We start from the raw sequence: 23545 nt of genomic DNA, 5'->3' as shown, positions 1-23545 counted from the left end.
GGAACTAGGGTAGATGCATGGAGTTCTAGGGCCATGCGCTACCCGATCTGGGCGTTTTTCTTTGTTCTGGTGATGCCGCCTTTCGCAGTTCATGCGCTTTTGGCCGGCAAGGCCCGGATCGCGCCGGATTCGGCCATCATGGCGAGCTACGAAGCGCCGCAGGACGTTTACTTTTCCCGCGTGACCACCAGCCGCTGACGCTCAGACCGCCGACCAGTCGACGAAACAGGCATCGGCGCGGAAGTCGTAAAGCCATTCCATCGGCAGCACAGACTGGAAGCGTGACTGTACCGTCACCCGCACCGCCCCGGTCATGTCCTGACAGGTGACGTTGCGTTCAAGCGTGGTCTCGCCTTCGGTCAGCGCCACGCCGCGCCCCAGCGCCAGGCCCGTGGCAAAATCGAGGGCCCGCTCCGGCGAATAGGCGCCGTCCAGCGTGCATTGCAACTGTCCGACGCCGATGCACCGCGCCGTGGCGCTGGCCACGTCCTGGATCGCCTGCCGCGTCCACCAGGCGCGGCTGACCTCGATGGTGCCGACAACCATAAGGAGGAAGGGCAAGACGAGCAGGGCAAATTCGATGGCCGAAGTGCCGTCCGTGGCGCGGAGGAAGCGGCGCAACGTCACCTTCATTGCAGCCTCGCCAGGGCGGAAAGGGAAATGACGCCATTTTCGGTGAGGCCATAATCGACAAAGAGCGGCCGGTATCCCACCGTGACGGAGAGGGCGACGAACTTGCCGGCAAATCCGCCATTGGAGCAGGGCGTGCTGCAGCTGACGGGGCTGCCCCAACGGACCGCCGCGCCGTCGCGGCTGGGGCAATAGCACTGCGCGGCCGGCGCCGCTTGGCCAGACTGGCCATAGAGCTTTTCGGTATAGGTGGCACTGGGGCCATTGTTGACGACGATGCTGGCGCCGGCATCGGTACCCGCCTGGCCAATGAGGACCTTTGCCGAATTGAGGGCGAGGCTGGCGGCGTTGTCGACGGTCATCTGCTGGCCGCTGGCCATGGCGAAACTGGTGGCGTTGGACAGTGCTGCTTCCAACTGGCTGCGGGTATGGATCAATGCGCCGAAATCGGTCGCGGCGGCGAGGATCAAGAGGAAGATCGGCGCAAAGAGTGCAAACTCGATGGCCGACACGCCATCTTCCCTGCGGGTGAAACGGGCGAGAAAGCGCCGCATCATTGCACCAGCACCACGCGGCGCTCGCCCGAGCCGCCCGCCCCGGTGAGGCAGTCCGATGCGGCCGAGGCGCCGCCCGAGAGCTCGACGCGCGAACCGATGACCTGGAGACAATCGCCGCCGCCTCCGGCCAGGCCCGAGCCGCCGCCCATGACGATAGGACCGGTGGGGAAATAGAAGGCCCCGGAAATCCGGGCATTGCTGGCACCCTGCACGAGGCTGGCGCCGGCCGTATTGCCATTGACCGGGCCGACCACGGCCAGGCCCGCATTGGCACCGGTCTTGGGGGCGCGCAGCACCACATTGCTGTAGCCGGCCGAGACGCAGAAGCTGGTATTGGCGCAGCCGCCGGCGGCATAGCCCGGCATCCTGCCCGAGAGGACGATGGTGACGTCCTCTGCCTTGACCGAGACCGTGCTGCCGCCGCATTGCGCGCCGCCGCCTCCGGCGCTGCCCAGCCAGAAGACGCCGTCCACCGTGTAGACGCCGGCGCCCAGCACCACGGCACCCGAGGCGACGAAACTGCCATTGATGTCGTGTTGAGGCGCGACGCTGACGATGAAGCAGCTTCCCCCGCCCGCCGCATAGACATGGCCATGGGTGCGGAAGGTGGCCGGTTCGTTGCTGGCCCCGCTGGGAACGGCATTGGCGAAGATTGTGGTGGCGCCGCCCTCAATGGTGATGGAATCCCCGGTGCTGGCGGCGCCGAGGTCGAAGACATTGGTCTCGCCGGCACCCAGGGTCATCCGAGCGCCCCCGCCGGTGCGGATGCCGGCGGCCAGCGAAAAGCTGCTCGGCCCGCCGAAGGTCAGGGTGCCTCCGCTCAGCGAGCAGATCGAATGGGCGCAGCCGGACGTATTGGCGCCGACCCGATAGGTGCCGCGGCCGAAACTGACGGTATTGCTGGCGACATAGATGCCGCGGGCCACGGCATAGTTGCCGTCGGGGAAACTGGACTGGCCCTCGACCCGCAGCGAGCCGAAATTGTAGCGCTTGGCACCATTGCCGCCGGCATTGAAGGCGAGGCGCACGCCACCCGAGACTGTGACATTGCCAAAACTGTGCTCGGCGACGTTGGCGGGGCAGGTGACTGTCCAGTTGCCGGACCAGTCGGAGGGCTGGCTGACCGAACAGCCGGCCTGGGCGACGAGCGCTGAAATGGCGGAGGTGGCGGTATAGCCGAAGGTGATATTGGGGCCGTTGGGTACGGAAGGCGCTGATGGAGCCAGCATGGCGTCGACGGCGGCCAGCCGTCCGGTGACGCCGGCAATGGTGGCATTGCCGGCCAGCGGGTCGGCGGTGGGGAGCTTGGCCACCTGGCCCGGCCCGCCATCGGGGCCGCGAATGCCGTTGCAGCCGACATTGGGCGCGGCGCCGTCATAGCGCACGATATTGGCGGTAATCGAGGTGCCGCAGGGCACCGCGATGGTGGAGTTGGAATCCACCGAGCATTTGGGCGCCGAAAGGCTGGTACCACCCGAGAGGATGATGCCGCTCAGCGACCGGTCCAGCGCCACGACGCAGGCCGGCGGGCCGCCCGAGCCGATGGCCGCAAAGGAGCGGGTGGCGATGGTCAGTTGCGGCAGCGCGCCCACCAGCGTGCCCAGGACGATGGTCTGCTGGACGCGGATATCGACCTGCACGGTCTCGCCCTCGCCATGCGGGGAGGGCACGAGGGCCACCTCGACGCGGTCGGCGTCTATGCCATTGAGTTCAGCGGCGCGAATGGCGGCCGATGTCATGTCGGCTTCGGACTTGGTGGCGGTGTAGCTGATGGCGCCGGCAAAGGCGGCAATGTCGGCGGTGCGCTGGTTCTGGCCGCGAATGACGAGGCCATGTCCATATTCGACGGCCAGCGCCGCGCTGCCGAGAATGACGGGAAGCAGGAGCCCAGCCAGAATGGCGAAATTGCCGTCCTCGGAGCGTGCGAACCGTGCTGGCAGGGAAGAAGGCCGACCAGGCTCGGGTCTTTGGACCAGCGCCCGGCTGCAGGCGCGGATCAGGGGCACCAACAAGATAGACTTACACCGAGCTAGGAAACAGACTGAGTGATGACACTAATCTTCCTAGATGGAATTTACTAAGCTTCGGTGACCACACGAGAATTTGCCGTTTAATCACGGCTTGGTGATCAAGCCCAAAGCATTCGCTCGTGCGAGCTCTGGCTAAGAGTTTTCTCAAATTGTGTCTTCTGCAAAGCCCGTATCGCAAGGGTTTGCGGTTATTGCTTGGCAGGAGGCGCGGAGAAGGCCGCGCGGAGAAAGTCCGGATGAAGCGACCGGCGGACTTGCCGACCGCGACACCCCGTGTCCAGCGGGTCGGTCCAATGTCAGCATTTAATCAAAAGGAAAAATTAACCTTCAATTAAGGCAGTTCGCACCAGGGTGGGATGCGAACCAGACAGGCAGAAGCCCGACGCCAGCAGCATCTGTAATGCGGGACCTGTTGAATATGCTTTCCATTTCAACCCCTTTGAAATTCCTGAGAGTGGCCAGCGCGATGGCAGCGCTCGGTATGGCCGCAGGTCTTGCGGCCTGTTCCAGCACGGCCGAATTGCCGCCCCAGGAGGCGCGGGTCACGAGCCCCGCCGATGCGCTGATCATGCCGCCGCCGGGCGGACCGGGCATCGTTTCGGTGGTTTCGATCATCTACAGCAATGCCCGGCACCAGGACATCTACCTCGAGACCAATGCCCGCTCGACCGGCGAAAACAAGATTTCGGTGACCCAGTTCATCGGGAAGGGCGGCGACGGCAGCGATTCCCGGCTGCGCGACGTGCCCTTTACCGAGGTCAACCTCACGGAAGCGGCGCTGGCCGCCTGGCCTGGCTCGGGCATGTCGGTCTCGCCCTATTTCGTCCAGAACAATTACGGCCCCTTCGGCTATGCCATCGCCAAGCCGGCCAATGGTGACACGTGCATCTATGCCTGGCAGAGAATCGAGCCGACGCTGAAGCCGTCTGGCGCAGTGGACAGGGGCGCCATCAGCATTCGCCTGCAACTGTGCCGGCGCGATACCAGCGAAGCGCGGCTGCTGGAAATCATGTACCAGCTTCGCCTCAATATCGCGGTTTTCCCGCCGGCGGGCGCACCCGCCATCATCGGCGCCCGCATGGCGCCGGTACGACCCGTGGGGCAGGCCGGCTTTGTGGAAGTCATCCCTCCCGCTCCCGCCGCACCGGCGCGGCCCGCAGCCGTCCGGTCTGCGGCCGTCACCCCGGCTACACCGACCGCATCGACCGTGGTGCCGCCACCCGGCGCGCCCATCGTGCCCCCGCCTGGCGGATCAACCGGTGCGTCGTCCGGAACCGCCGTTCCGCGCCCCCCGTCCACGTCCACACCCCCATCCGGGTCGGACGTGACGGTGCCGTCGCCGCCCTCGGGCGGAAACTGAGAAACAGGAGGCGGCGATCGGCAAGGCGTTTACGGTTCTGCTCTGGCTCATCTGTGCGGGCCTGACCCTCATCCTCATTACCGTGCCGGTGAGCCTGCAGGTTCACCTGGTCATGGCTGCGCTGCTGCTCCTGGCCATGCTTGTCATCAAGCTGCTGCACCTCGATGGCAACTGGCGCCTCCTGCTGCTGACCTTCGGCACGATCATCGTCCTGCGCTACGCCTTCTGGCGCACCACCAGCACGCTGCCACCGGTGCATGAACTCGCCGACTTCGTTCCCGGCCTCATCCTTTATCTGGCCGAGATGTATTGTATCTGCATGCTGTTCCTCAGCCTGTTCGTGGTGCTGCGACCGCTGCCGCCGCGGCCCTCCATCCGCCTCGGCAAGGATGACCCGGTCCCCACGGTCGACATCTTCATTCCCACCTATAACGAGGACTATGACCTCCTGGCCGGAACGCTGGCGGCGGCCAAGGCCATCGACTATCCGGCCGACCGCATGACGGTATGGCTGCTCGACGATGGTGGTACCGAGGCCAAGCGCAACAGCGCCGACGCCGATGCCGCCGCCACGGCGCAGGAGCGCTACCAGCAGCTCCAGCAGCTCTGCGATGAGCTGGGATGCCGCTACCTGACGCGTGCCCTCAACGAGCATGCCAAGGCCGGCAACCTCAACAATGGCCTTGCGCATTCCAGCGGCGAATACGTGGCCGTGTTCGACGCCGATCACGCGCCGGCCCGGGACTTTCTGCAGGAGACGGTGCCCTATTTCGCGCGGGACCAGCGGCTCTTCCTGGTGCAGACGCCGCACTTCTTCCTCAATCCCGATCCGCTGGAGCGCAACCTGCGCACCTTTGAAGTGATGCCGTCGGAAAACGAGATGTTCTACGGGATCATCCAGCGCGGCCTCGACCGCTGGAACGCGGCTTTCTTCTGCGGTTCGGCGGCCCTGTTGCGGCGCGAAGCGCTGGCCGTCACCAATGGTTTTGCGGGGCGCAGCATCACCGAGGACTGCGAAACGGCGATCGAGCTGCACAGCAAGGGCTGGAACTCGATCTATGTCGACAAGCCGCTGGTGGCCGGCCTGCAGCCGGCGACCTTTGCCAGCTTTATCGGCCAGCGCACCCGCTGGGCGCAGGGCATGATGCAGATCATGCTGTTCAGCTTTCCGCTGTTCAAACCCGGGCTCAAGCTGGTGCAGCGCCTGGCCTACCTCTCGAGCACCATGTTCTGGCTGTTCCCGCTGCCGCGCATGATCTTCCTCTTCGCCCCGTTCTGCTACCTGTTCTTCGACCTGCAGATCTTCACCGCGTCGGCCGGCGAATTCACCGCCTATACGCTCACCTATTTCATCGTGAACCTGGTGATGCAGAACTCGCTGTTCGGGCGCTGGCGATGGCCGTGGATTTCCGAACTCTACGAATATATCCAGTCCGTCCACCTGCTCGGCGCCCTGCTGTCGGTGCTGCGCAATCCGACCAAGCCGACCTTCAAAGTGACGGCCAAGGACGAGAATGTGGACGTATCGCGGCTCTCGGAGCTGTCACGGCCCTTCTATCTCATTTTCCTCCTGCTGATCGCGGCCCTGGCCATGACCTTCTACAAGTTCACGACCGAGCCCTATCAGGCCGAGGTGACGCTGGTGGTGGGCGGCTGGAACGTCTTCAACCTGATCCTTGCCGGCTGTGCGCTGGGCGTGGTGTCCGAGCGCCGCGAGCAGCGCAGCAGCCGCCGCGTCGCGGTGGAGCGTCGCTGCGAAATCCAGGATGCTCAGGGCGAATGGGTTCGCGGCACGATCATCGACGTTTCGAGCGGCGGTCTTGCGATCCGCGTCCCCAATGCCGCCGGTCTCGGACGCGGTGCGCCCACCCTGGTCCGGTTCACGCCGCTGTCGCAGACCGAGACCACCGAGCTTTCGGTGTTTGTCCGCTCGACGACGCCAGAGGGCAAGGGCACCGTGCTGGGCGCACGCTACATGCCCAAGCGCGGGCAGGACTACCGGCTGATCGCCGACCTGCTCTATGCCAATTCCGCCAACTGGCAGCAGCGGCAGCGGTCGCGCCAGGTCAATATCGGGCTCATCCGCGGCACGGCGCGCTTCCTTGCCCTGGCGGTCTACCAGACAGGACGGGGCCTGGGCTATCTGATGCGGTTCGGGTCAGGCAGGACGTCGTCGCATGAATAGGGTTGTCCTTGCCGGCGCATTGCTGATCGGCCTCGCGCTCCCGGCCATGGCGCAGCCATTGCCCTTCGACATGTCGCCCGAAAGCGACCTGGTCGTTCCCGTGCCGGCGCCGCAGGTGCCGCAGCCGTCAGCGGCGCCGGAAGCGCCGTCCGTCGCCGTTCCCGCTGCTTTCCGGCGCTACCTGTTTCCGGGTGGCGAGGTCCGGCTGGAGGGCGAGCAGAGCCGGCAGGCCGTCGTGGTCTATCTGACCGAGGCCCAGGCCGCCGCAGAGGCCAGCCTCCACTTTGCCTATGTGAACGCCCTGGTCGTGGCGCCGGAATTCTCCCAGCTCGACGTGCGCGTCAACGGCACGAACCTGACGATGACGCCCATTGCCTCCTCGGCGGGTCCGGCCGAACTGGTCGTGGCCGTGCCGCCCGGGGTGCTGCGCAGCGGCGCCAATGTCGTGGATTTCAGAGCGTCCCAGCGCCACCGCACGGATTGCTCCATCCAGTCGACCTATGAATTGTGGACCGAGCTTTCCGGCGCCTGGCTCAGCTTTGCCGGGGAGGGTCTCGGCGCGGTTCGGACCCTGGCCGATCTTGGTGCCGTCGGCACGGGCGAGAACGGCACGACCACGCTCAGGATCAAGCGTAACGGTTTTGCCGATCCGGCGGCACGGAGCACGCTGCTGCGCGCCGTCCAGCAGGTCGCCATCGCCCTGCGCGCTCCAGCCATCAACATCGAACTGGTCGATACGCTTTCGGCAGAAGCGCAGGCAGGCACACTGGACCTGGTGGTCACGCCCGTTTCGGGCCTCGAGGGAGAATTCTCGCCGCTGGCGCCGCAGGCCGCGACCACACCGACCGCAGTGATGATGCCCATGGCGTCGGGGGCCAACACCCTGGTGCTGTCCGGTCCGAACTGGGAGAGTATCGGTCGCGCCGGTGACGCCCTTCTCTCAGCCGCGCCGGCGACAGCCGAGCGTCCGCGGACCGACCTGGCGCTGCCCTATCCGCTGATGCTCGGCGGACAATCGGTGGAGCTGGGCGATCTGGGCGTCGACACGGTGGAATTCAACGGGCGGCGGTTCACCGCCACATCGCAATTCGAGCTGCCCGCAGACTTCTACGCCTATCGCTACGGCACGCTCGACCTGGTGCTCGATGCGGCGTTTTCCGCAGACGTACAGCCGGGCAGCGAGATCGACATCTTCACCAATGGGCAGATCGCCTCGGCCACGCCGCTGCTGCGCACCGATGGCGGCATGCTGCGCGACACGGTGATCCGCATCCCGATGACCAACCTTCGCCCCGGGCGGAACGTCGTCGATATCAGCGTCAGCCTCGTCACTGAAAGCGACGGCGTCTGCAGTGCCGGATGGACGGGACGGGCGCCGGTGCGCTTCGTGTTTTCCGATTCGACCCAGTTGCGCCTGCCCCAATATGCGCGGGCCGCAGCCTTGCCGGATCTGCGCGTGCTGACCGGCAGTGGCTGGCCCTATGCCGATGCCCCCGCCGCGCCGCTGGCGGTTGGCGCGGACGAAGAGTCGCTGCTCAGCGCCATGTTGTTCCTCAGCCGCGTGGCAACGGCTTCGGGTCGCATCCTGCCGGTCAGCGTGATCGACCAGGCCGAACTGTCACCGGAACAAGACGCGCTGTTGATCATGCCGTTCGATGCCGTTTCGGGGCAGTTCGCGGGGCAAACCGGCCTTGTCCTGCCGCAGGCCCGCTCAGCCGATGCCTCCAATCGGGAAGCCCTTGAACAGTTCAGCGAGGGAAGGCCGGGCAATGCGCCATGGACGGCGCCCGCCGAATGGCTGGCGCAGCGCGTGGGCATGGAACTGTCGGACCTGCGCGTGGCGCCGGCCCATGATGCACCTTTCCCCCTGCCGGCCCGCGCGGCCGTTCTGTCCCAAGTGATGCAGCCCGAAGGGGGCCTCTGGACGGTGCTGACCGCCCAGAACGGCGGCGACATGCTGGATGGCACACGGGCGATGATGCAGACCGAGCGCTGGCGACAGATGGCGGGCCGGGTCAGCACCATGGCCCCGGGGGATGCGGAGGTCATCACCGTAGCAACCGACAACCCGGTCATCGTCTCGACCCAGCCATTTTCCTTCGACAATGTCAGGCTGGTGGCGGCGAACTGGTTTTCCGGCAACGCCGTTTATTTCACAGCCGCAATCATCGTGGTGGCCATTCTGCTCATGTTTTCGACATCCGTTCTGCTCAGCCATGTCGGGAGGCGCGAATGACCGCCGCGCCCCGCATTCTGGCCGTCCTCGGCTTTCTCGCGTCCACCACGCTGTCGGCCCTGGGGGCGCCCGTGATCACATCCGAGGAATGGCAGAGCTATCGCGACAATTTCATCGGACCCGAGGGCCGGGTCATCGACAAGGCAAATGGCGACATCAGCCACAGCGAGAGCCAGGGCTACGGACTCTTGCTGGCGGTGCTCGCCGAAGACCGCGCCGCGTTCGACCTCATTCTTGAGTTCACCAACAGCGAATTGCGCATCCGCGAGGACGGGCTGGCGGCCTGGCGCTGGGAGCCTCAGGCGTCGCCACACGTCACCGACAGCAACAATGCCACCGACGGCGACATGCTGATTGCCTATGCCATGATCCGCGCCGGCGAGCAGTGGCAGGACCCGGCCCTGATTTCTGCCGGCACGGAGATGATCCGCACCGTGGGGCGGACCATGCTGGTCGAGGCAGATGGCATGCCGGCAATCCTGCCGGGCGAATTCGGCTTTCTCGAAGAAGAAGCCGACAATGTGCCGGTGCTCAACCCATCCTACTGGATTTTCGAATCCTTCCCGCTCTTTACGCGCGTCGATCCGGTGATCGACTGGATGGCCGTGAGCGAGACCGGGCTGGAGCTTCTCAGCCGGGCGGCGGAAACCGAGGCGGGCATACCGAGCGACTGGGCGCAACTGGTCGACGGCGGCATCCGCCCCTCGCCCAATGTTCCCGCCGAGTTCGGCTATAACGGCATCCGCATTCCGCTCTATCTCATGCGGGCCGGGCAGGATCCGGCCTATCTCGAACCCTTCCGACGGCAATTCGCCGAAAGGGGCCTTGCCACTGTCGACGTGGTCGAGAATGTGCAGCTCGATCCCATCGCCGAGCCTGGATATCAGTTGATCACCGCCGCGATGGAATGCGTCAGCGCCGGTACGCCCATCCCTGCCGAGCTGCAGCGAATGGAGCCCACGAGCTACTACGCCGCGACACTGCAATTGCTGATGCTCGACTATCTGCGGCGCGAGCACACCGCGTGCCTCGATGCGGGGGGCGCCACTTGAGGGTTCTGCTGCCGCTCGTCCTGATCGCGCTTATCGGCACCGTGTCCTATACGGTCATGGCCGAGCAGGCGTCGCATCGCCAGCTTTGGCCCGAAGGCCCGCAGGCGGCGCCAGAGGCGCCTGCCGCAGTGCTGGTGGCGCAGGCCGACCCGGCGGACATGGATGTGATCACCGAAATCGCCCAGGCGCCGGTCGTGACGGAAGCCCCCGCGGCGCCGGCGCCGCCGGTGGTGGACGAAACGGCCCTGCGCTATTTCGCCCAGCAGGGCGACCAGGTGCGCCTGCAGCGCGAAATCGAGCGCCTGCAATCGCTCTATCCCGGCTGGCAGCCGCCGGCGGATCCGCTGAACCAGGAATATGTGCCCGACCAGGACATCATCACCATCTGGGAGCTGTTCAACAGCGGCGATCTTGCCGGCGCACGCGCCGCCATTGCCGCCAAAGAAGCGGCAGACCCGAGTTTCGTGCCGTCGCAGGATCTGCTCGATAGCCTGGCCGCGGGCGAGGCGACGATAGGATTGCGCACCGCGTCCGACGCCCAGGAATGGGACAGGGTGATCTCCATCGCCGCCAACAATCCCGCGCTCCTGACCTGCGCCAACGTGGATACGATGTGGCGTCTCGCAGAGGCCTTCGCCCAAACCGACGCCACTGAGCGTGCGGTCGACGCCTATAGTTATGTGCTGGTCAATTGCACCGATGCCGGCGAGCGCCTCGCGACCGTGCAGAAGGCGGCCGAACTGCTCGATCGCGAGGCCATCGAGCCGCTCTTTGTACTCGAGCAGCAGACCGATGGAGTCGGTGAATTCGCCGCCGTGCGGCTGGACCTCGCCCGGCGCGATATCGCCGCCTCGCTCGATGAGGGCGGCGCGCCGGCCCTGGCCGCGGATGTGGAATTGCTGCAGGCCCATGCCGAGGCGGAAGACGTCGCGGAAGACCTGCGCCTCCTGGGTTATTACCAGCTCGACCGCGGCCGGGCCAACGAAGCGCGGAGGCTTTTCGAGCAGGCCTACGAAGCCGATCCGTCCGCCGCCTCGGCCGAAGGGCTGGGCGTCGCGCTGATCGAGCTGCGCGACTATGGGCCAGCCGAGGATGTGCTCTCCGAATTCAACGAGGACAGCGAGACCCTGTCGGCGCTCTATCTCGATGCAGCCGCGGCGCTGCTCTCGACCGAGCCCCGGCGGGACCTCGACAGTGACGTGCTCGGCCGCATCGTCGATGCCACCGTTGCTGCCCGGGATGCCAATGTGGCGCAGGAGCTGGGCTGGTATGCCTATGCCTTCAGCCAGGCCAAGACCGCCGTGGAATGGTTCACCACGGCCCTGCGCTGGCAGGCCGATCTCGAGCCGGCCGCCTATGGCCTCCTGGTTGCCGCCGATTCCCTGGGCGATACGGTCACGGTGACGACGATCCAGACGCAGTGGAAGGCGCGATCGCAGCGGATTGCCGACTTCGGCAAGACTTCTTCGGTGGATATCGACACGACGGCGCCGCCCTTACCGCAACCCCGACCGGCCCATGTGGCGCAGGAGAAGGCCGTCCGGCCGGCGCCCAGCAGCCAAGCCGCTCCACTGCCCCAGACCTCGTCTGGGGCAGTGTCATGCCAGCAGTTCGTGCCGCCCCAGGCCCTGTCTCCCGGTGCCGCCCTCAGCCATGGGTGGTGCCTGATGAATCTCAACCGACCCGGCGAGGCGGTGGGTCACTTCGCCCGCGCCCTGCACTCGACTTCATCGAGCACCCGTGGCGATGCCGCCTATGGGCAATCCCTGGCCTATCTGCGCATGGGCCTCACTGACAATGCCGCCGTTGCCGCGGCGGCCGGGCCGCAAAGCGACAGCCGCGCCATCGAATTGCAGGTCGCCATCCTCAGCCAGAAGGCCACGGCCGCCTATGCGATCGGCGATTATACGCGGGCGCTCGACGCCTTGGACCAGCGCAGCCAGATGGCGCCGGAACGCAATGACCTGCTGACCTTGCGGGCCTGGAGCTATTATCACCTGCGCCGCTATGCCGAGGCCGAGCGGATCTTTGCGGCTGTCGCTGCCACCGGTTACGGCGACGCGGTCTCCGGACTCGCCGCGGCGCGCTCGCGGCTCATGCAGTAACGCCAACCCCATTCACCAAAGGAATTGACCACCCACGTTTGCCGGAGGCGCGGTGGGTGGCCGTGGTTGGCGGTGGAGGAGGCTTATCGCCCGGTCTATGCCTTGAGATGCAGGCTGACGAGGACGCGGGCCGAATGGCCGTCCTTCATCGACGTGGCAAGCCGGAGCCAGCCACCGAAATGGGCGACCCGCGCGTGGGAGACGTCACCAGGCGATGACGGCAGATCCAGCGTCGTGCCCTCGTCGCACCAGTGAATGCCGTCGGGCGAAATCTGCACGCGGACCTTGGCTGGTTCTGCATGCGGGGCCGGGGCGAGAACCTGCAGGAACAGGATGGCCTCCTTGCCCCAACCCACCTCGTAAGGCTCGCTCGCGGCCTCGCCCTGCCAGGTGACATTTCGGTCGACGACGATGTGTGCGCTCTCTCTCATCATTCAGAACTCTGCGGAAATACAAACGGAATCGACGTACAGAAATGCGCGCTTGTCGCTGTCGGTCTCGACCAGGAAACCGAAGTTGAGCATTCCCCAGAGGTTCTTCATCGCCGGCATGCGGATGCTGCCCACGGCGTCCGGGCTGAACACCTTTTCATTGCACTGGAAATGCAGCGGCACCATGCGCTCGAGATCGAAATCGAGCCGCAGATAGGTCCAGTTGAGTTTGGTCGGCAGCTCGTTGTAGCAGAGGCGATCCTGGCCATCGGCCAGATCCTCCCAGCCTTCGGGAGACAGGTGATAGTGGCTGACCGTGTCGCCGGTATCCCCAATCGGGACGAAGGCTGTTTCGTGCCGCTTGGTCTGCCAGGTCTGGCGCAATTGGCCATTCTCGGCATTGAGATAGCGCAGGTGCGGCATGACCCGCTCGGCCGATGCGCCGGCGGACTCCATGCTCTGGAGGTCCAGGAAGATGCCGAAGGAGCGGACATCGGTCATGGATAACAGCAGCTCGTTGGCCTCCGGCTTGGCCGCAACATAGGCCTCGATGCGAATCGGTCCCGATTTGCGGAAGGTCAGACGCTTGATGGCGCAGTTCTGGGCACCCTTTTCCGGCCGGGTCGCGATCTTGAGCGCATAGGTGCCGTCGACGCCGCCATGGCTGCCGGCATCCCAGTGCCCGATGCTCGAGAGCATGGGCTGGCTATGCTGGGCGTAGCCCGGGAGCATGGCATCGAGCGTGTGCTCGTAATTTCCCACGAGCTGCCCCCAGCCACAGAAGCCGCGATCAAAGTCGTCGAACGAAAGGATGCGGGACATGGGGTCGAAGCGGCTGAGCCTGGGATCGGCATCGAGCATGGCGCGGCGAAATGCCGACGGATCAGGGGTACCCATCGGGGTCATCCTTTCGTTGCGCCGGCAGTCAGGCCGGCTACGAGATATTTCTGGGTGATAATGATGAAGAGCAGGATCGGCACGAGCTGCACGGTGGCAGCCGAGAAGACCACGCCCCATTGCACGCCGTCGAAGGAGTCGTTGAGCTCGGCCAGCGCCAGGGGCGCGGTCTTGGCGAAGGAACTGGTGAAGATGAAGGCGAACAGGAACTCGTTCCAGGCGAAGACGATGATGAAGACGGCCACCGCCACGATGCCCTGGGCGGACAGCGGCAGGATCACCTTGGTGATGACCTGCAGGCGCGTCGCGCCATCGATGATCGCCGCCTCGTCGAGTTCGCGCGGGATCTGATCGATGAAGGTGCGCATGACGAAGGTGCCGAGCGACACGAAGAAGGCCGTGTAGAGAATAATCAGGATGAAATGCGTGTCGTTAAGGCTGAGCGCGTTGACCGCCGGGAACAGCGGAATGGTGATGACAATGGGCGGGATGAGCCGGATCGCAATCAGGAAGAAGGCGCTGACCGAGAGCCAGCGGCTGCGATACCGGGAATAGGCATAGGCCGCCAGAAGACTCACCAGCACGGCCAACGACATGGTGCCGATGGTGACGATGAGGCTGTTGAGGAGGCCCTGGAAGATGTTGCCCGCTTCCGCCCAGAGCCGGGCATAGTTGTCCAGCGTGGGGGTGAAGAACAGCGAGGGCGGCGAGGCGAAGATGTCTCGCGGCAACTTCAGCGACGAAATGAAAATCAGGGCGATCGGCAGGCCTGACCAGAAGCACACGGCCACCATGGCCAGGAGCTTGAACAGGGAGGCGATGCGAAATGGCTTACGCTTGGCCACGGAACATCTCCTTGTAGATGCTGCGCAGGTAGACATAGGCGAGGCCGAAGGATGCCAGGACAAGCAGCCAGCCGGTCGCCGATGCCGTTCCGAATGAGTGGTATCGGAATGCTTCAAGATAGAGGTAGACGGCCGAAACCTCGGTGGTGCGGGCCGGGCCGCCACCGGTGAGCAGCCAGACTTCCGAGAACAGCCGGAAGGCGAAGATGTAGCGGAACAGCATGGCGATCAGCATGGCCGGCAAGAGCAGGGGCAGCGTCAGCCGCCTGAACTGCTGCCATGGCGTCGCGCCGTCGATGGCGCCGGCCTCGTAGAGATCGGTGGGGATAGCGAGGCGCGCGGCATAAAGGATGATGAAGGTGAAGGGCAGGTGCAACCACACCGAGAGCAGCGACACCATGATCAGGCCATGCATGGGCTCGACGGCCCATTCGAGGGTGGGCAGGCCCATGGCGGTCAAAGCCTGGCCGACGACACCCATTTGCGGATCGAACAGAAACCGCCAGATCACCACCGCCGATGCTTCGGTCACGGCATAGGGCGCAAGGATGATGGCGAGGATCGCCGGCCGGCCCCATTTCCAGCTCGCCAGCAGCAGCGCCATGCCGAGGCCGATCAGGATTTCGGCATGCACCACGATGAGAATCACGATGACGGTGTTGGTCAGCGCCCGCCAGAAATAGCCGTCGTTGAGGATGGCGGCGTAGTTCTGCAGACCCACGAAGATCGGCTGCGCGCCGAATGACGACGTGTGGAACGACAGGAACAGCACATAAAGCGCTGGAATGAAGATCAGCGCGATCACGAGTAGCTGCGCCGGGGCGATCAGAACATAGGGCGCAATGGCGATACGTGTGCCTTTCACTGCGAACTCCTTCATAAGGCAGGTGACCCAGGACTATCCCATCCACGACATGGACCCGCTGGAGAGCTGGCACAAGCAGCGGGTGCTGCTTGCCGGCGACGCCGCCCACGCCGTGGCGCCGCATTCAGGGCAGGGCGCATCCCTGGCGCTCGAGGATGGGGTGATGCTGGCCAATTGCCTTGTCGAAGCGAAGGGGATCGACGCCGCCTTTGAGCTGTTCGAGGCCAGGCGGAAGTCGCGTGCCGGAAAGGCCGTGGTGCTGGGACGTCTCAGCGGCTCCCAGAAGGCCGCGAGGGGCTGGCTGAGCCGGAGGATACGCGATCTGATCCTGCCCCTGGTCATGCCCATGGCGGTGCGTAAACAGGCCGAGCTCTTTCCCGGCCCGTAAGCGATCAGCGATCCTGGCGTGCGGTATAAATGGCGGTTGTCATATTGCGGATGACTTCGCCGCCAAATTGGCGCGCGGCTATCGCTTCCAGTTCTGCCAGGACGCGTTCTCGCTCGGGTTCGGGAAGAACAGACACATTGGAGAAGGTAGCGTATAGGCGACGCAGCTTCGCCGGTCTAAGCGCAAGGCTCCATTCGACGAAGTACGGTTTGTCGGCATGGAAGCCCGCCGTCGCGAAATCCTTCAATCGGGCGGCACTATCGAGTGCGTGTTCGCGCCGCGTGGCCCCTGCACTCGAAATGCTGGCTTTCTTGTCCGCGAACAGGTGCTGCGTCGCCTCGTGAAAGGGGTCGGAGCGCGTTTCAGAGCCAAAGACATTCCACATCAGCGCGACCACGCCATCGGATCGCAGCAGGTCCCGGATTTTCAGAAGGGCGGGCACAGCGTCGAGCCAGTGAAACGCAGTCGCGCTGATGGCGAGATCGAATGTCGAACCTGCCAGGTCGACCTGTTCGAACGGCTGCGCCAACACTTCAAGCGGAGCCTGGCCGCTATTCCGTTTGAGGAAATCCGCCAATCTCCTGTCGGGTTCGACGGCAACCACGCGCCTTGGCTGGTGCACAAGCAGTTCGCTCGTGGCGATTCCGGTTCCTGGACCAATCTCGAGAATGTCGACGCCGTGTCGCAGATTGGCGCGCTGACGCAGGACAGTCCATGCCGCCTCCGGATAGCGCGGCCGAGCTGCATGATAATTGGCAGGATCCGCGCCAAAAGCGCTGCGCCCTGCGCTGCGGTCGAGCGTTTCGATAGGTCTCATTGGCTCACCCTCCCCCTATCACGCGTGAACTAAGCCCCGAACCGCCTTGCGCCCGCGACGCAGGCAATAACGGCCACGGTCACGACAAGCATCAGCGGCGTCACCTGTTCCTGCAGGAGCCAGGCGGCCAATGCGAGGCCGAAAAAGGGCTGCAGCAACTGCAACTGGCCGACCGCGGCAATGCCGCCCTCGGCGAGGCCACGATACCAGAACAGGAAGCCGATCAGCATGCTGAACAGGGAAACATAGGCCAGGCTGAGCCAGACCGGCCAGGTGACCGCCTCAAAACTCTGTGGCCAGAAAAGGAGGCTGAGGGGGATCATGACGGGCAGCGACAGGACCAGCGCCCAGGAGATCACCTGCCATCCACCCAGCGTGCGGGAGAGACGTGCGCCCTCGGCATAGGCCAGACCGCAGACCAGGATGGCGGCGAGCATCAGCCCGTCGCCGATGGGCGAGGCGGCGAGCCCTCCCGAGAAAGCGAAGGCGACCACCAGGCCGCTGCCAAGCGCGGAAAACATCCAGAAGGCCCGCTTCGGGCGTTCGCCCGCCCGCAACACGCCGAAGAGTGCCGTGCACAGCGGCAACAGGCCGACAAAGACAATGGAATGCGCTGCCGAGACATGCTGCAGCGCCAGGGCCGTCAGCAGCGGATAGCCGACCACCACGCCCATTGCCACAATGGCCAGCGATGGCAGATCGCCCAGGCTAGGCCGCCTTTCCCGAAAGGCGAGCAGCAGCACGAGGCCGAGAATGCCGGCGATGGTGCCCCGGGCGGCGGTGAGAAACAGCGGGCTCAGCGCCTCGATGGCGACGCGGGTGGCCGGCAGGGAGCCGCTGAAGATGATGACGCCGATCAAGCCATTGATCCAGCCGCTCGCCGATCGCTTCATGGCACCCCTCCTGCTCCGCCGCTTATCCGTTGCGAAGCCGGCAGTCGCCAGATACGGTCCAGTACAGAAGGATCGAACTGTTATGGATACACCGACAGTACAGCCCGGCACGACCCGCATCGACTTCGTCATGTCGACGATCAGGGGGCGTATCGCCGGCCGGAGCCTGACGCCAGGCGCCAGGCTGCCCTCGGTGCGCGCGCTGGCGGCTTCGCTTCGCGTGTCGGTATCGACCGTGGTCGAAGCCTATGCCCGGCTGGTCGCGGAAGGGGCGATCGCTTCGCGCCCGGGATCGGGTTTCTTTGTCGCTGCACAGCTCGCGCCGATGACGCTGTCGCCGACCGGCGCGCCCGCCGACCGCGGCATCGATCCCTTATGGATTTCGCGCCAGGCGCTCGAAGCCGACGATGACGATTGCAAGCCCGGTTGCGGCTGGCTGCCTTCATCCTGGCTGCCACAGGACAGCCTCCGAAAGGCCTTGCGCAGCGTGTCGCGCGCGCCGGTCAACGACATCGCCCAATATGGTCCGCCACTGGGTCTCCTGCCCATGCGGCAACTGATCGGCCGGCGCCTTGGCGAGCGCGGGGTCGAGGCAACGCCCCAGCAGATCATGCTCACCGAAAGCGGCACTCAGGCGATCGATCTCATCTGCCGCCTTCTGCTGGAGCCGGGCGATACGGTGATGCTCGACGATCCCTGCTACTTCAATTTCCAGGCGCTGCTGCGTGCGCACCGGATCCGCGTCGTTAGCGTTCCGATGACGCCGACCGGACCCGACGTCGCGGCCTTCGCCGCCGTTGCGGAGCGGGAGCGCCCCCGGCTCTACATCACCAATTCAGGCGTGCACAATCCGACCGGGGCCATGCTGTCAGCCGCGACGGCGCTGCGCATCCTGCGCATCGTCGACCAGCACGGCATGGTCGTGGTCGAGGACGATATCTTCGCCGATTTCGAACATGTGCCGGCCCCGCGGCTAGCCGGGTTCGATGGCCTCAACCGGGTCCTGCAGATCGGCAGCTTTTCCAAGACGCTGTCCGCTTCGGTACGGTGCGGCTTCATCGCCGCCCGTGCCGACTGGATCGATGGCCTGGTCGACCTCAAGATCGCGACCACTTTCGGCGCCGCCCGCCTCAACGAAGCCGTCGTTCACCTGGCGCTGAGCGACGGCACCTATCGACGCCACGTGCAGTCCGTCCGCGACCGGCTGGAACGCCAACGCCACGACGTCGCCGAAAAGCTGCAAGCCATGGGGATCGAGCCCTGGATGGAAACACGCGCTGGCATGTTTCTCTGGAGCCGATTGCCACAAGGAGCCGATTCATCGGAATGGGCGCGTGCTGCCTTGCGCCGCGGTCTGGTCCTGGCGCCTGGCAACGCCTTCAGCGTCACGCAGACCGCAGGAAACTACATGCGCTTTAACGTGGCGCAGATGGACGGCGGAAGTTTTTCCCTCATCGAGTCCCTGTTGACATAGTCCGCACCCCCCGCTTGCGCATCCCTGGCCAAAGGCCGTCAGCGTCGGCCAGCGACATCGCTCGACTGGACGGTGCAGGCAAACTGTATGGCGCATGCGGACTTGTCGCGAACCCACCAGTCGCGGAGTCTACCGGAAATTTTGCCGGAAACCGGATGGTGGAGCTGAGCGGGATCGAACCGCTGACCTCGTCATTGCGAACGACGCGCTCTCCCAACTGAGCTACAGCCCCTCACCAGTGGTGTATATGGACAAATTCGCGGCCCAGGGCAAGGGGGCGCGCCGGGTATTGCGCGCTCTGGCGGTGTCACACCAACCGGTGCTGGATGAGGCTTTCGGCGGTGGCGAGGATGGCCTGGTCGGCGGGGATCAGCTTGCGGCCGAGGAGGGTTTCGGTGGGGGTGGCGTCGAGGCGCTTGGCATAGCCCAGCTCGCCCAGATTGTCTCGGACGTCGCGGTCGAAAAGGGCATAGAGGCGCACCGCGAGGTCGGGCATTTCAAAGCGTGGCACGCGCTTGTCGGGGTAGCGTTCGCGCAGGATGCGGGCGGCTTCGGCAAAGTAGAGCGGCGCCACGGCCATCGGGTAGCGGTGCCCACTGGCGCCTGGCTTGGTCATGGCAGCGACATGGGCCGCCGCGACGTCGCGCACATCGACCGGGGTGATGGGAATGCGCGGGGCAGCCGGTACCGAGCCATCGAGGAGGCGCTTGACGAGAATGGCGGAGGTGCCCGGATCGTCGTCGAGCAGGGGCCCGAAAATGGCGCCTGGATTGATGGAGGCGAGGTCGTCGTGGCGGCCGGCGGCGTCCACCAGTTCCCAGGCGCGGCGTTCGGCGCGGGTCTTGGATTCGATATAGGCGTTGACCGGCCGGCCATTGAGGTCGGTCCAGTCGCCGGCGCCGAAGGTCGGGGCGCCGGTGTTTTGGTGGCCATAGGCGATTGCGGCCATGGATGACGTCAGAACCATGCGCTCGACCCCGGCCTTCATGGCGGAGCCAATGGCCCGCTCGGTGCCCGCCACGGCCGGTCCGATCAGTTCGTTGCGGTCTTTCGGCATCTTGAGGACGAATGGCGAGGCGGTGTGCTGGAGATAGCGCACCCCTTGCGTCGCCGCGTCCCAGCCCTGGTCGGAACCGAGGTCGAGAGCCACGAAATCGAGCCGGGAGGTATCGGCGCCGGCGCGCTTGAGCGTATCGGTGACCTTGGCGGACTTTTCGAGATTGCGCACGCTGCCGCGAACCCGAAAACCGGCCTTGAGCAAGGCAAGGGCGATATGACCCCCGAGAAAGCCGGAAATGCCGGTGAGAAGTACGGTATCGGTCATGGTCCACTCCTTGATTTGAACGAAATATACGAATATCGTTCAATTAGTTCAAGATGGGAGCGCATTGTGCCGGAAGCGAAAGGTCGGGGATCGGAAAAACGGGACCGTATCCTGCGGGCCGGGCGGACGCTGTTCCTGCGCCAGGGCCTGCGCGCCACCACGATGGAGGCGATCGCCCGCGAGGCGCAGATCGCCAAGCCGACGCTTTATGCGCATTTCCCGGACAAGCATGCGATCTTCTCGGCGCTGCTCGAGCAGTTGATCGCCGACAAGCATGTCGCCTTCGACGCAGCGCTGACTGGGGATGGCGCGCTGGTGGAGCGGATCGGGCGGGCGCTGGGCGCCAAGTTCGGCGTCATCTCCCGCACCCTCGAGGGCTCCGCCCATGTCACAGAACTGTTTGCCGCCCATCACGAAGGCGCCGCGCTGTTCGAGCGCTCCAACGCGCTGATTGCCGACAAGCTCGCCGCGGTGCTGACGGAGGCCGGCGTCGCCGATGCCAAGCGGCTGTCACTGCTGCTGCTGGCCGCGGCCAAGGGGGTGGCCGAGGCGGGGATTACCAGCACCCAGCTTTCAGATGACCTGATGCTGCTCTCGGAGCGGCTGGTCGGGCCGGAGCTCAGGCGCTGACCAGCCCTCGCTCTCCCAACCCCACCACCACCCGGCTTGTCCGGGTGGTCCATACAATAGGGCAAGACAGGTGGATTGCCCGGTCGAGCCGGGCAATGACGATGGTTGCAGCTTGGTGAACCTACCGCGCGACCTTCGACCAGGCGCCGGTCTTTTCACTTTGGAAGATCGCGTCGATGACCTTCATTGAGGCGATGGCGTCCTCGACGCCCCAGGGGAGCGGGGCATTGCCCAGCACGGCCTGGGCGAAGGCCTCGGCCTGTTCGGTATATTGGTCGCAGGCCGGCAGGATTTCGCGGCGGGCCAGCGAGCCATCGAAGGGCGCGCCGATATCCACCGTGATGGCGGTGCGCTCATTGGGCGGGGCGTTGAAGGGAATAGTGATCTCGGCCTTGGCCTTGGTGCCGAAGATCTGCAGGCGCTGATGCGGCGCCGTCTGGGTGGAGCAGGTGAAACTCAACTGCCGGCCGCCGCCGAAATCGGCCATGACGCTGGCGAGGCGATCGGTGCCGAAATTGGGATCACGCTCGACCAGCGAAACGACCCGCTCCGGTTCGCTTTCGAAGAAATAGCGCGCGGCGGTGATCGGATAGCAGCCGATATCCATGATGCCGCCGCCGCCGATATCGGCCTGGTTGCGGACATTGGCGGGATCGGCGTTGAAATAAGTGAAGACGGCGTTGATGGACCGGATCTCGCCCAGTTCGCCCGAGCGGATGATCTCGCGCATCCTCTGCCATTGCGGATGGAAGCGCACCATGAAGGCTTCGAGAAAGACAATGTTGTCAGGAATGTCGCGCAGTTGCTCGGCCTCGGCTGCCGAAAGGGCGATGGGCTTTTCGCAGAGCACATGCTTGCCGGCTTTGGCCGCGGCCAGGGTCATGGGCACGTGGAGATGGTTGGGCAGGGGATTGTAGATGGCGTCGATATCGGGATCGGCAAACAGCTCCTCGTAGGAGCCGTAAGCCTTGGCGATGCCCAGCCTGTCCGCGGCCTCGCGCGCCTTGGCGCCGTCGCGCGAGGCGATGGCCACGACTTCGGAGCTGGGCGAGCGCTGAATGGCCGGCGTCACCTTTTGCATCCCGATATTGGCGGTGGAGAGAATTCCCCAGCGAATCTTCTTGGTCATGGTCGGCTCCTCTGTCCTTTCCGCTGGGGTAGCGCCCCGGCCGCCCAGGGGGCAAGGGCGGGTGGCAAGAAAACCGCTCACTGCAATGTCATGGCTCCGGCATTAACCCTTGCGTGTCCTGCCTCGGTTCCGCCGCGAAGCTCATGCTAGCCTCCACCAACGGGCCTGGTGGCGGGCCCAGAGATCCGGGGACCTACATGCAGCTCAAGCCGAACGCCTTCCGCCTGCACGAGACGGCACGCGGGGTCGAAACCATGAGCCGGTTTGCGCTGGCGGTGCTGGCCCTCGCCTCGGGCGTCTATACCTATCTCGGGGTGCGCGACCTGCTCGATGGCTCGGCGACCTTCGTGTTCTTCGCCGCCATCGTGTATTCGGCCGCCGTGTCGGTGGCCATCTATGCCTTCTGGACCTTCATGCTCCGGTTCGTGCCGCTGGTGGTCAGCGGGGCGCAGCGCGCGGCCATGTTCCTGACCATGCTGATCGGCTGCGGCATGATCATCGCCATGAGTTCCTGGCTCAATGCCGCGGCCCTTGCGGGTTCGGCGGCGCTCGAGCAGCACATGGCGGTGACGCTGCAGGGTTATGCCGAGGATCTCGACAACGCCCATTCGCGGGCGCTGGCCAGCCAGAGCCTCCTGCCCGACGTCGAGCGCGCCGCCGCGCGGTTCTCGACGCTGGCACAGGACGAGCGCGACAGCGGGGCTCTGACCGGCACGACCGGCTCGGGCAGCGTGGTGCAGCTCCTCACCCAGATGTCGACGCAGATGACGCAATTGGCGGGCACGATTTCCGGCTCGCGCGAGGAAGTGGCGGGGCTTTTCGCCCAGGGTTCGGAGCGCCTCGCGACCATGCGCGAACTGGTGTCGACCCCTGGCGAAATCGGCCCGCGCGCCGACAGTTTCCAGGCCGAGGCGGTGCAATTGTCCGCCGTCATCGCGGCATTGCAGCAGACCGATGTCGCCGCTTCGGTCAAGCGTGCGGCCAGCGATCTTTCCGCAGGCTTCATCGCGCCCGTCGCCGACGGGCAGGTGGGCGATCTCGCGACGCGGCAGAACCAGGTCATGGAGACCGTCCGCGTGTCGGTCGATGCGCAATCGGCGGCGCTGACCCTGGCGGCCGATGAAATTCTGGCCTCGCCCGGGGTCGAGCAGCGCCGCTTCGTGCCGCTGTCCTCGGCCGAAGCGGTGCTGCGCTACTGGAGCGACTTCATCCCGTCCTGGGCGGGCGCCATTTCCATCGACCTCCTGCCGGTGGTGCTGGTGCTCACCCTGATGATCGTCAACGATGCCATGCGGCGCGATGCCGAGACGCTCAAGGAAGCCGAGACCATCACCGCAGCGGAGATGCTGCGCGCCATGGCCCTCTATCGGCGCATGGAAGCGGAAGGCGTCTCGGAAGCCGCCGCGGCTCTGGCCGAGGGGGGCAGCGAGACCGAAAAGGCGCAGCCCGATACGCCCGAGCCAGACAAGACCGTCGCCGCCGATGACACGGTGACGCCGATCGACGCAGCGCAGCGCAAGCGCGGCGAGGGACCGCGCCCGGCATGATGGCGTTTCTGCACATTTCCGGGCCCGATCACCCCACCCTCGTTCCCTCCCCCTCAAGGGGAGGGAGGCGCAGGACCGAGCGTCCCATGTTCATGGTCTCCCTCCCCCCCGTGGGGAGGGATCAAGGGTGGGGGGTCTTTCTGGCTCATC

Annotated in this window: 21 protein-coding genes and 1 tRNA gene; 10 read left to right on the top strand and 12 right to left on the bottom strand. The window is 65.3% G+C overall.

Annotated features, from left to right (window positions below):
- The first annotated feature begins 33 nt into the window (after positions 1 to 33).
- Complete coding sequence (locus JEQ47_RS17290) at positions 34 to 198, top strand: hypothetical protein (RefSeq protein WP_198877668.1); 165 nt, start codon at positions 34 to 36, stop codon at positions 196 to 198.
- A 3-nt stretch (positions 199 to 201) separates the two neighbouring features.
- Here the strand turns inward: JEQ47_RS17290 and JEQ47_RS17285 are convergent, their stop codons facing one another.
- The 3 genes from JEQ47_RS17285 to JEQ47_RS17275 are packed head-to-tail and all read right to left on the bottom strand — an operon-like array spanning position 202 to position 3199.
- Positions 202 to 633, bottom strand: a complete 432-nt coding sequence (locus JEQ47_RS17285) for a TadE/TadG family type IV pilus assembly protein (RefSeq protein WP_198877667.1) — start codon at positions 631 to 633, stop codon at positions 202 to 204.
- On the bottom strand, positions 630 to 1187 hold the full coding sequence (locus JEQ47_RS17280; RefSeq protein WP_198877666.1) for a TadE/TadG family type IV pilus assembly protein: 558 nt from the start codon (positions 1185 to 1187) through the stop codon (positions 630 to 632). Before JEQ47_RS17280 ends, JEQ47_RS17285 begins: the two co-directional genes overlap by 4 nt.
- On the bottom strand, positions 1184 to 3199 hold the full coding sequence (locus JEQ47_RS17275) for a TadE/TadG family type IV pilus assembly protein (RefSeq protein ID WP_198877665.1): 2016 nt from the start codon (positions 3197 to 3199) through the stop codon (positions 1184 to 1186). The genes JEQ47_RS17280 and JEQ47_RS17275 overlap by 4 nt, the downstream gene beginning before the upstream one ends.
- Before the next feature lie 484 nt (positions 3200 to 3683).
- Between JEQ47_RS17275 and bcsN the strand changes: the two genes are divergently transcribed.
- The 5 genes from bcsN to JEQ47_RS17250 are packed head-to-tail and all read left to right on the top strand — an operon-like array spanning position 3684 to position 12155.
- Positions 3684 to 4577 (top strand): cellulose biosynthesis protein BcsN, encoded by an 894-nt coding sequence (bcsN, locus tag JEQ47_RS17270; protein WP_198877664.1) that lies wholly within the window; start codon positions 3684 to 3686, stop codon positions 4575 to 4577.
- Between the two features lie 16 nt (positions 4578 to 4593).
- Positions 4594 to 6762 carry a UDP-forming cellulose synthase catalytic subunit gene (gene bcsA / locus JEQ47_RS17265; protein ID WP_198877868.1) on the top strand — a complete coding sequence of 723 codons (2169 nt, stop codon included), beginning with the start codon at positions 4594 to 4596 and terminating at the stop codon, positions 6760 to 6762.
- Positions 6755 to 8998 (top strand): cellulose biosynthesis cyclic di-GMP-binding regulatory protein BcsB, encoded by a 2244-nt coding sequence (locus JEQ47_RS17260; RefSeq protein ID WP_198877663.1) that lies wholly within the window; start codon positions 6755 to 6757, stop codon positions 8996 to 8998. Before bcsA ends, JEQ47_RS17260 begins: the two co-directional genes overlap by 8 nt.
- Positions 8995 to 10050 (top strand): family 8 glycosyl hydrolase, encoded by a 1056-nt coding sequence (locus JEQ47_RS17255; protein WP_198877662.1) that lies wholly within the window; start codon positions 8995 to 8997, stop codon positions 10048 to 10050. The genes JEQ47_RS17260 and JEQ47_RS17255 overlap by 4 nt, the downstream gene beginning before the upstream one ends.
- A complete protein-coding gene (locus tag JEQ47_RS17250) occupies positions 10047 to 12155 on the top strand; it encodes a tetratricopeptide repeat protein (protein WP_198877661.1) in 2109 nt (702 codons plus the stop codon). Before JEQ47_RS17255 ends, JEQ47_RS17250 begins: the two co-directional genes overlap by 4 nt.
- A 95-nt stretch (positions 12156 to 12250) precedes the next feature.
- Here JEQ47_RS17250 and JEQ47_RS17245 read toward each other — a convergent pair whose 3' ends face one another.
- From JEQ47_RS17245 to JEQ47_RS17230, 4 genes are read right to left on the bottom strand one after another with little or no spacing between them, the layout of a single operon-like run.
- Positions 12251 to 12589: a hypothetical protein gene (locus tag JEQ47_RS17245; protein ID WP_198877660.1), complete on the bottom strand. Its 339-nt coding sequence runs from the start codon at positions 12587 to 12589 to the stop codon at positions 12251 to 12253.
- Entirely contained in the window at positions 12590 to 13483 is an 894-nt protein-coding gene (locus JEQ47_RS17240; protein ID WP_198877659.1) for a DUF6772 family protein, read from the bottom strand.
- Positions 13484 to 13488: 5 nt separating this feature from the next.
- A complete protein-coding gene (locus JEQ47_RS17235) occupies positions 13489 to 14328 on the bottom strand; it encodes a carbohydrate ABC transporter permease (protein WP_328769457.1) in 840 nt (279 codons plus the stop codon).
- A complete protein-coding gene (locus JEQ47_RS17230; protein WP_328769455.1) occupies positions 14315 to 15193 on the bottom strand; it encodes a carbohydrate ABC transporter permease in 879 nt (292 codons plus the stop codon). Before JEQ47_RS17230 ends, JEQ47_RS17235 begins: the two co-directional genes overlap by 14 nt.
- Between JEQ47_RS17230 and JEQ47_RS17225 the strand changes: the two genes are divergently transcribed.
- Positions 15183 to 15581: an FAD-dependent oxidoreductase gene (locus JEQ47_RS17225; protein ID WP_198877656.1), complete on the top strand. Its 399-nt coding sequence runs from the start codon at positions 15183 to 15185 to the stop codon at positions 15579 to 15581. The genes JEQ47_RS17230 and JEQ47_RS17225 overlap by 11 nt on opposite strands.
- Positions 15582 to 15585: 4 nt before the next feature.
- On the opposite strand, the gene JEQ47_RS17220 is transcribed toward JEQ47_RS17225, so the two are convergent.
- On the bottom strand, positions 15586 to 16398 hold the full coding sequence (locus JEQ47_RS17220; RefSeq protein ID WP_198877655.1) for a class I SAM-dependent methyltransferase: 813 nt from the start codon (positions 16396 to 16398) through the stop codon (positions 15586 to 15588).
- Positions 16399 to 16427: 29 nt separating this feature from the next.
- Positions 16428 to 17291, bottom strand: coding sequence for a DMT family transporter (locus tag JEQ47_RS17215; RefSeq protein WP_198877654.1), 864 nt, complete (start codon positions 17289 to 17291; stop codon positions 16428 to 16430).
- A gap of 82 nt (positions 17292 to 17373) precedes the next feature.
- Here JEQ47_RS17215 and JEQ47_RS17210 point away from each other — a divergent pair, with 82 nt between their 5' ends.
- Positions 17374 to 18765 (top strand): aminotransferase-like domain-containing protein, encoded by a 1392-nt coding sequence (locus JEQ47_RS17210; RefSeq protein WP_198877653.1) that lies wholly within the window; start codon positions 17374 to 17376, stop codon positions 18763 to 18765.
- Between the two features lie 156 nt (positions 18766 to 18921).
- Here JEQ47_RS17210 and JEQ47_RS17205 read toward each other — a convergent pair.
- Positions 18922 to 18997 (bottom strand) — tRNA-Ala (locus JEQ47_RS17205).
- A 75-nt stretch (positions 18998 to 19072) separates the two neighbouring features.
- Entirely contained in the window at positions 19073 to 20089 is a 1017-nt protein-coding gene (locus tag JEQ47_RS17200; protein ID WP_198877652.1) for an NAD-dependent epimerase/dehydratase family protein, read from the bottom strand.
- Positions 20090 to 20155: 66 nt separating this feature from the next.
- On the opposite strand from JEQ47_RS17200, the gene JEQ47_RS17195 reads away from it, so the two are divergent.
- On the top strand, positions 20156 to 20719 hold the full coding sequence (locus JEQ47_RS17195) for a TetR/AcrR family transcriptional regulator (RefSeq protein ID WP_198877651.1): 564 nt from the start codon (positions 20156 to 20158) through the stop codon (positions 20717 to 20719).
- A 121-nt stretch (positions 20720 to 20840) separates the two neighbouring features.
- On the opposite strand, the gene JEQ47_RS17190 is transcribed toward JEQ47_RS17195, so the two are convergent.
- Positions 20841 to 21848: a Gfo/Idh/MocA family protein gene (locus JEQ47_RS17190; protein ID WP_198877650.1), complete on the bottom strand. Its 1008-nt coding sequence runs from the start codon at positions 21846 to 21848 to the stop codon at positions 20841 to 20843.
- 197 nt (positions 21849 to 22045) lie between these two features.
- Between JEQ47_RS17190 and JEQ47_RS17185 the strand changes: the two genes are divergently transcribed.
- Positions 22046 to 23395 (top strand): hypothetical protein, encoded by a 1350-nt coding sequence (locus JEQ47_RS17185; protein ID WP_198877649.1) that lies wholly within the window; start codon positions 22046 to 22048, stop codon positions 23393 to 23395.
- Positions 23396 to 23545 lie beyond the last annotated feature (150 nt).

This window comes from Devosia sediminis (assembly GCF_016411825.1).
Classification (GTDB): Bacteria; Pseudomonadota; Alphaproteobacteria; order Rhizobiales; family Devosiaceae; genus Devosia; species Devosia sediminis.
This window is presented reverse-complemented; position numbering and strand designations above follow the sequence as displayed.

Excerpts from the sequence above, each read along its gene's own strand:
- bcsN (WP_198877664.1), top strand. The coding sequence starts at position 3,684 with ATGGCAGCGCTCGGTATGGCCGCAGGTCTTGCGGCCTGTTCCAGCACG.
- JEQ47_RS17190 (WP_198877650.1), bottom strand. The coding sequence starts at position 21,848 with ATGACCAAGAAGATTCGCTGGGGAATTCTCTCCACCGCCAATATCGGG.
- JEQ47_RS17200 (WP_198877652.1), bottom strand. The coding sequence starts at position 20,089 with ATGACCGATACCGTACTTCTCACCGGCATTTCCGGCTTTCTCGGGGGT.
- JEQ47_RS17255 (WP_198877662.1), top strand. The coding sequence starts at position 8,995 with ATGACCGCCGCGCCCCGCATTCTGGCCGTCCTCGGCTTTCTCGCGTCC.
- JEQ47_RS17240 (WP_198877659.1), bottom strand. The coding sequence starts at position 13,483 with ATGGGTACCCCTGATCCGTCGGCATTTCGCCGCGCCATGCTCGATGCC.
- JEQ47_RS17210 (WP_198877653.1), top strand. The coding sequence starts at position 17,374 with ATGGATACACCGACAGTACAGCCCGGCACGACCCGCATCGACTTCGTC.
- JEQ47_RS17290 (WP_198877668.1), top strand. The coding sequence starts at position 34 with ATGCGCTACCCGATCTGGGCGTTTTTCTTTGTTCTGGTGATGCCGCCT.
- JEQ47_RS17285 (WP_198877667.1), bottom strand. The coding sequence starts at position 633 with ATGAAGGTGACGTTGCGCCGCTTCCTCCGCGCCACGGACGGCACTTCG.
- JEQ47_RS17260 (WP_198877663.1), top strand. The coding sequence starts at position 6,755 with ATGAATAGGGTTGTCCTTGCCGGCGCATTGCTGATCGGCCTCGCGCTC.
- JEQ47_RS17185 (WP_198877649.1), top strand. The coding sequence starts at position 22,046 with ATGCAGCTCAAGCCGAACGCCTTCCGCCTGCACGAGACGGCACGCGGG.
- JEQ47_RS17220 (WP_198877655.1), bottom strand. The coding sequence starts at position 16,398 with ATGAGACCTATCGAAACGCTCGACCGCAGCGCAGGGCGCAGCGCTTTT.
- JEQ47_RS17245 (WP_198877660.1), bottom strand. The coding sequence starts at position 12,589 with ATGATGAGAGAGAGCGCACACATCGTCGTCGACCGAAATGTCACCTGG.
- JEQ47_RS17215 (WP_198877654.1), bottom strand. The coding sequence starts at position 17,291 with ATGAAGCGATCGGCGAGCGGCTGGATCAATGGCTTGATCGGCGTCATC.
- JEQ47_RS17280 (WP_198877666.1), bottom strand. The coding sequence starts at position 1,187 with ATGATGCGGCGCTTTCTCGCCCGTTTCACCCGCAGGGAAGATGGCGTG.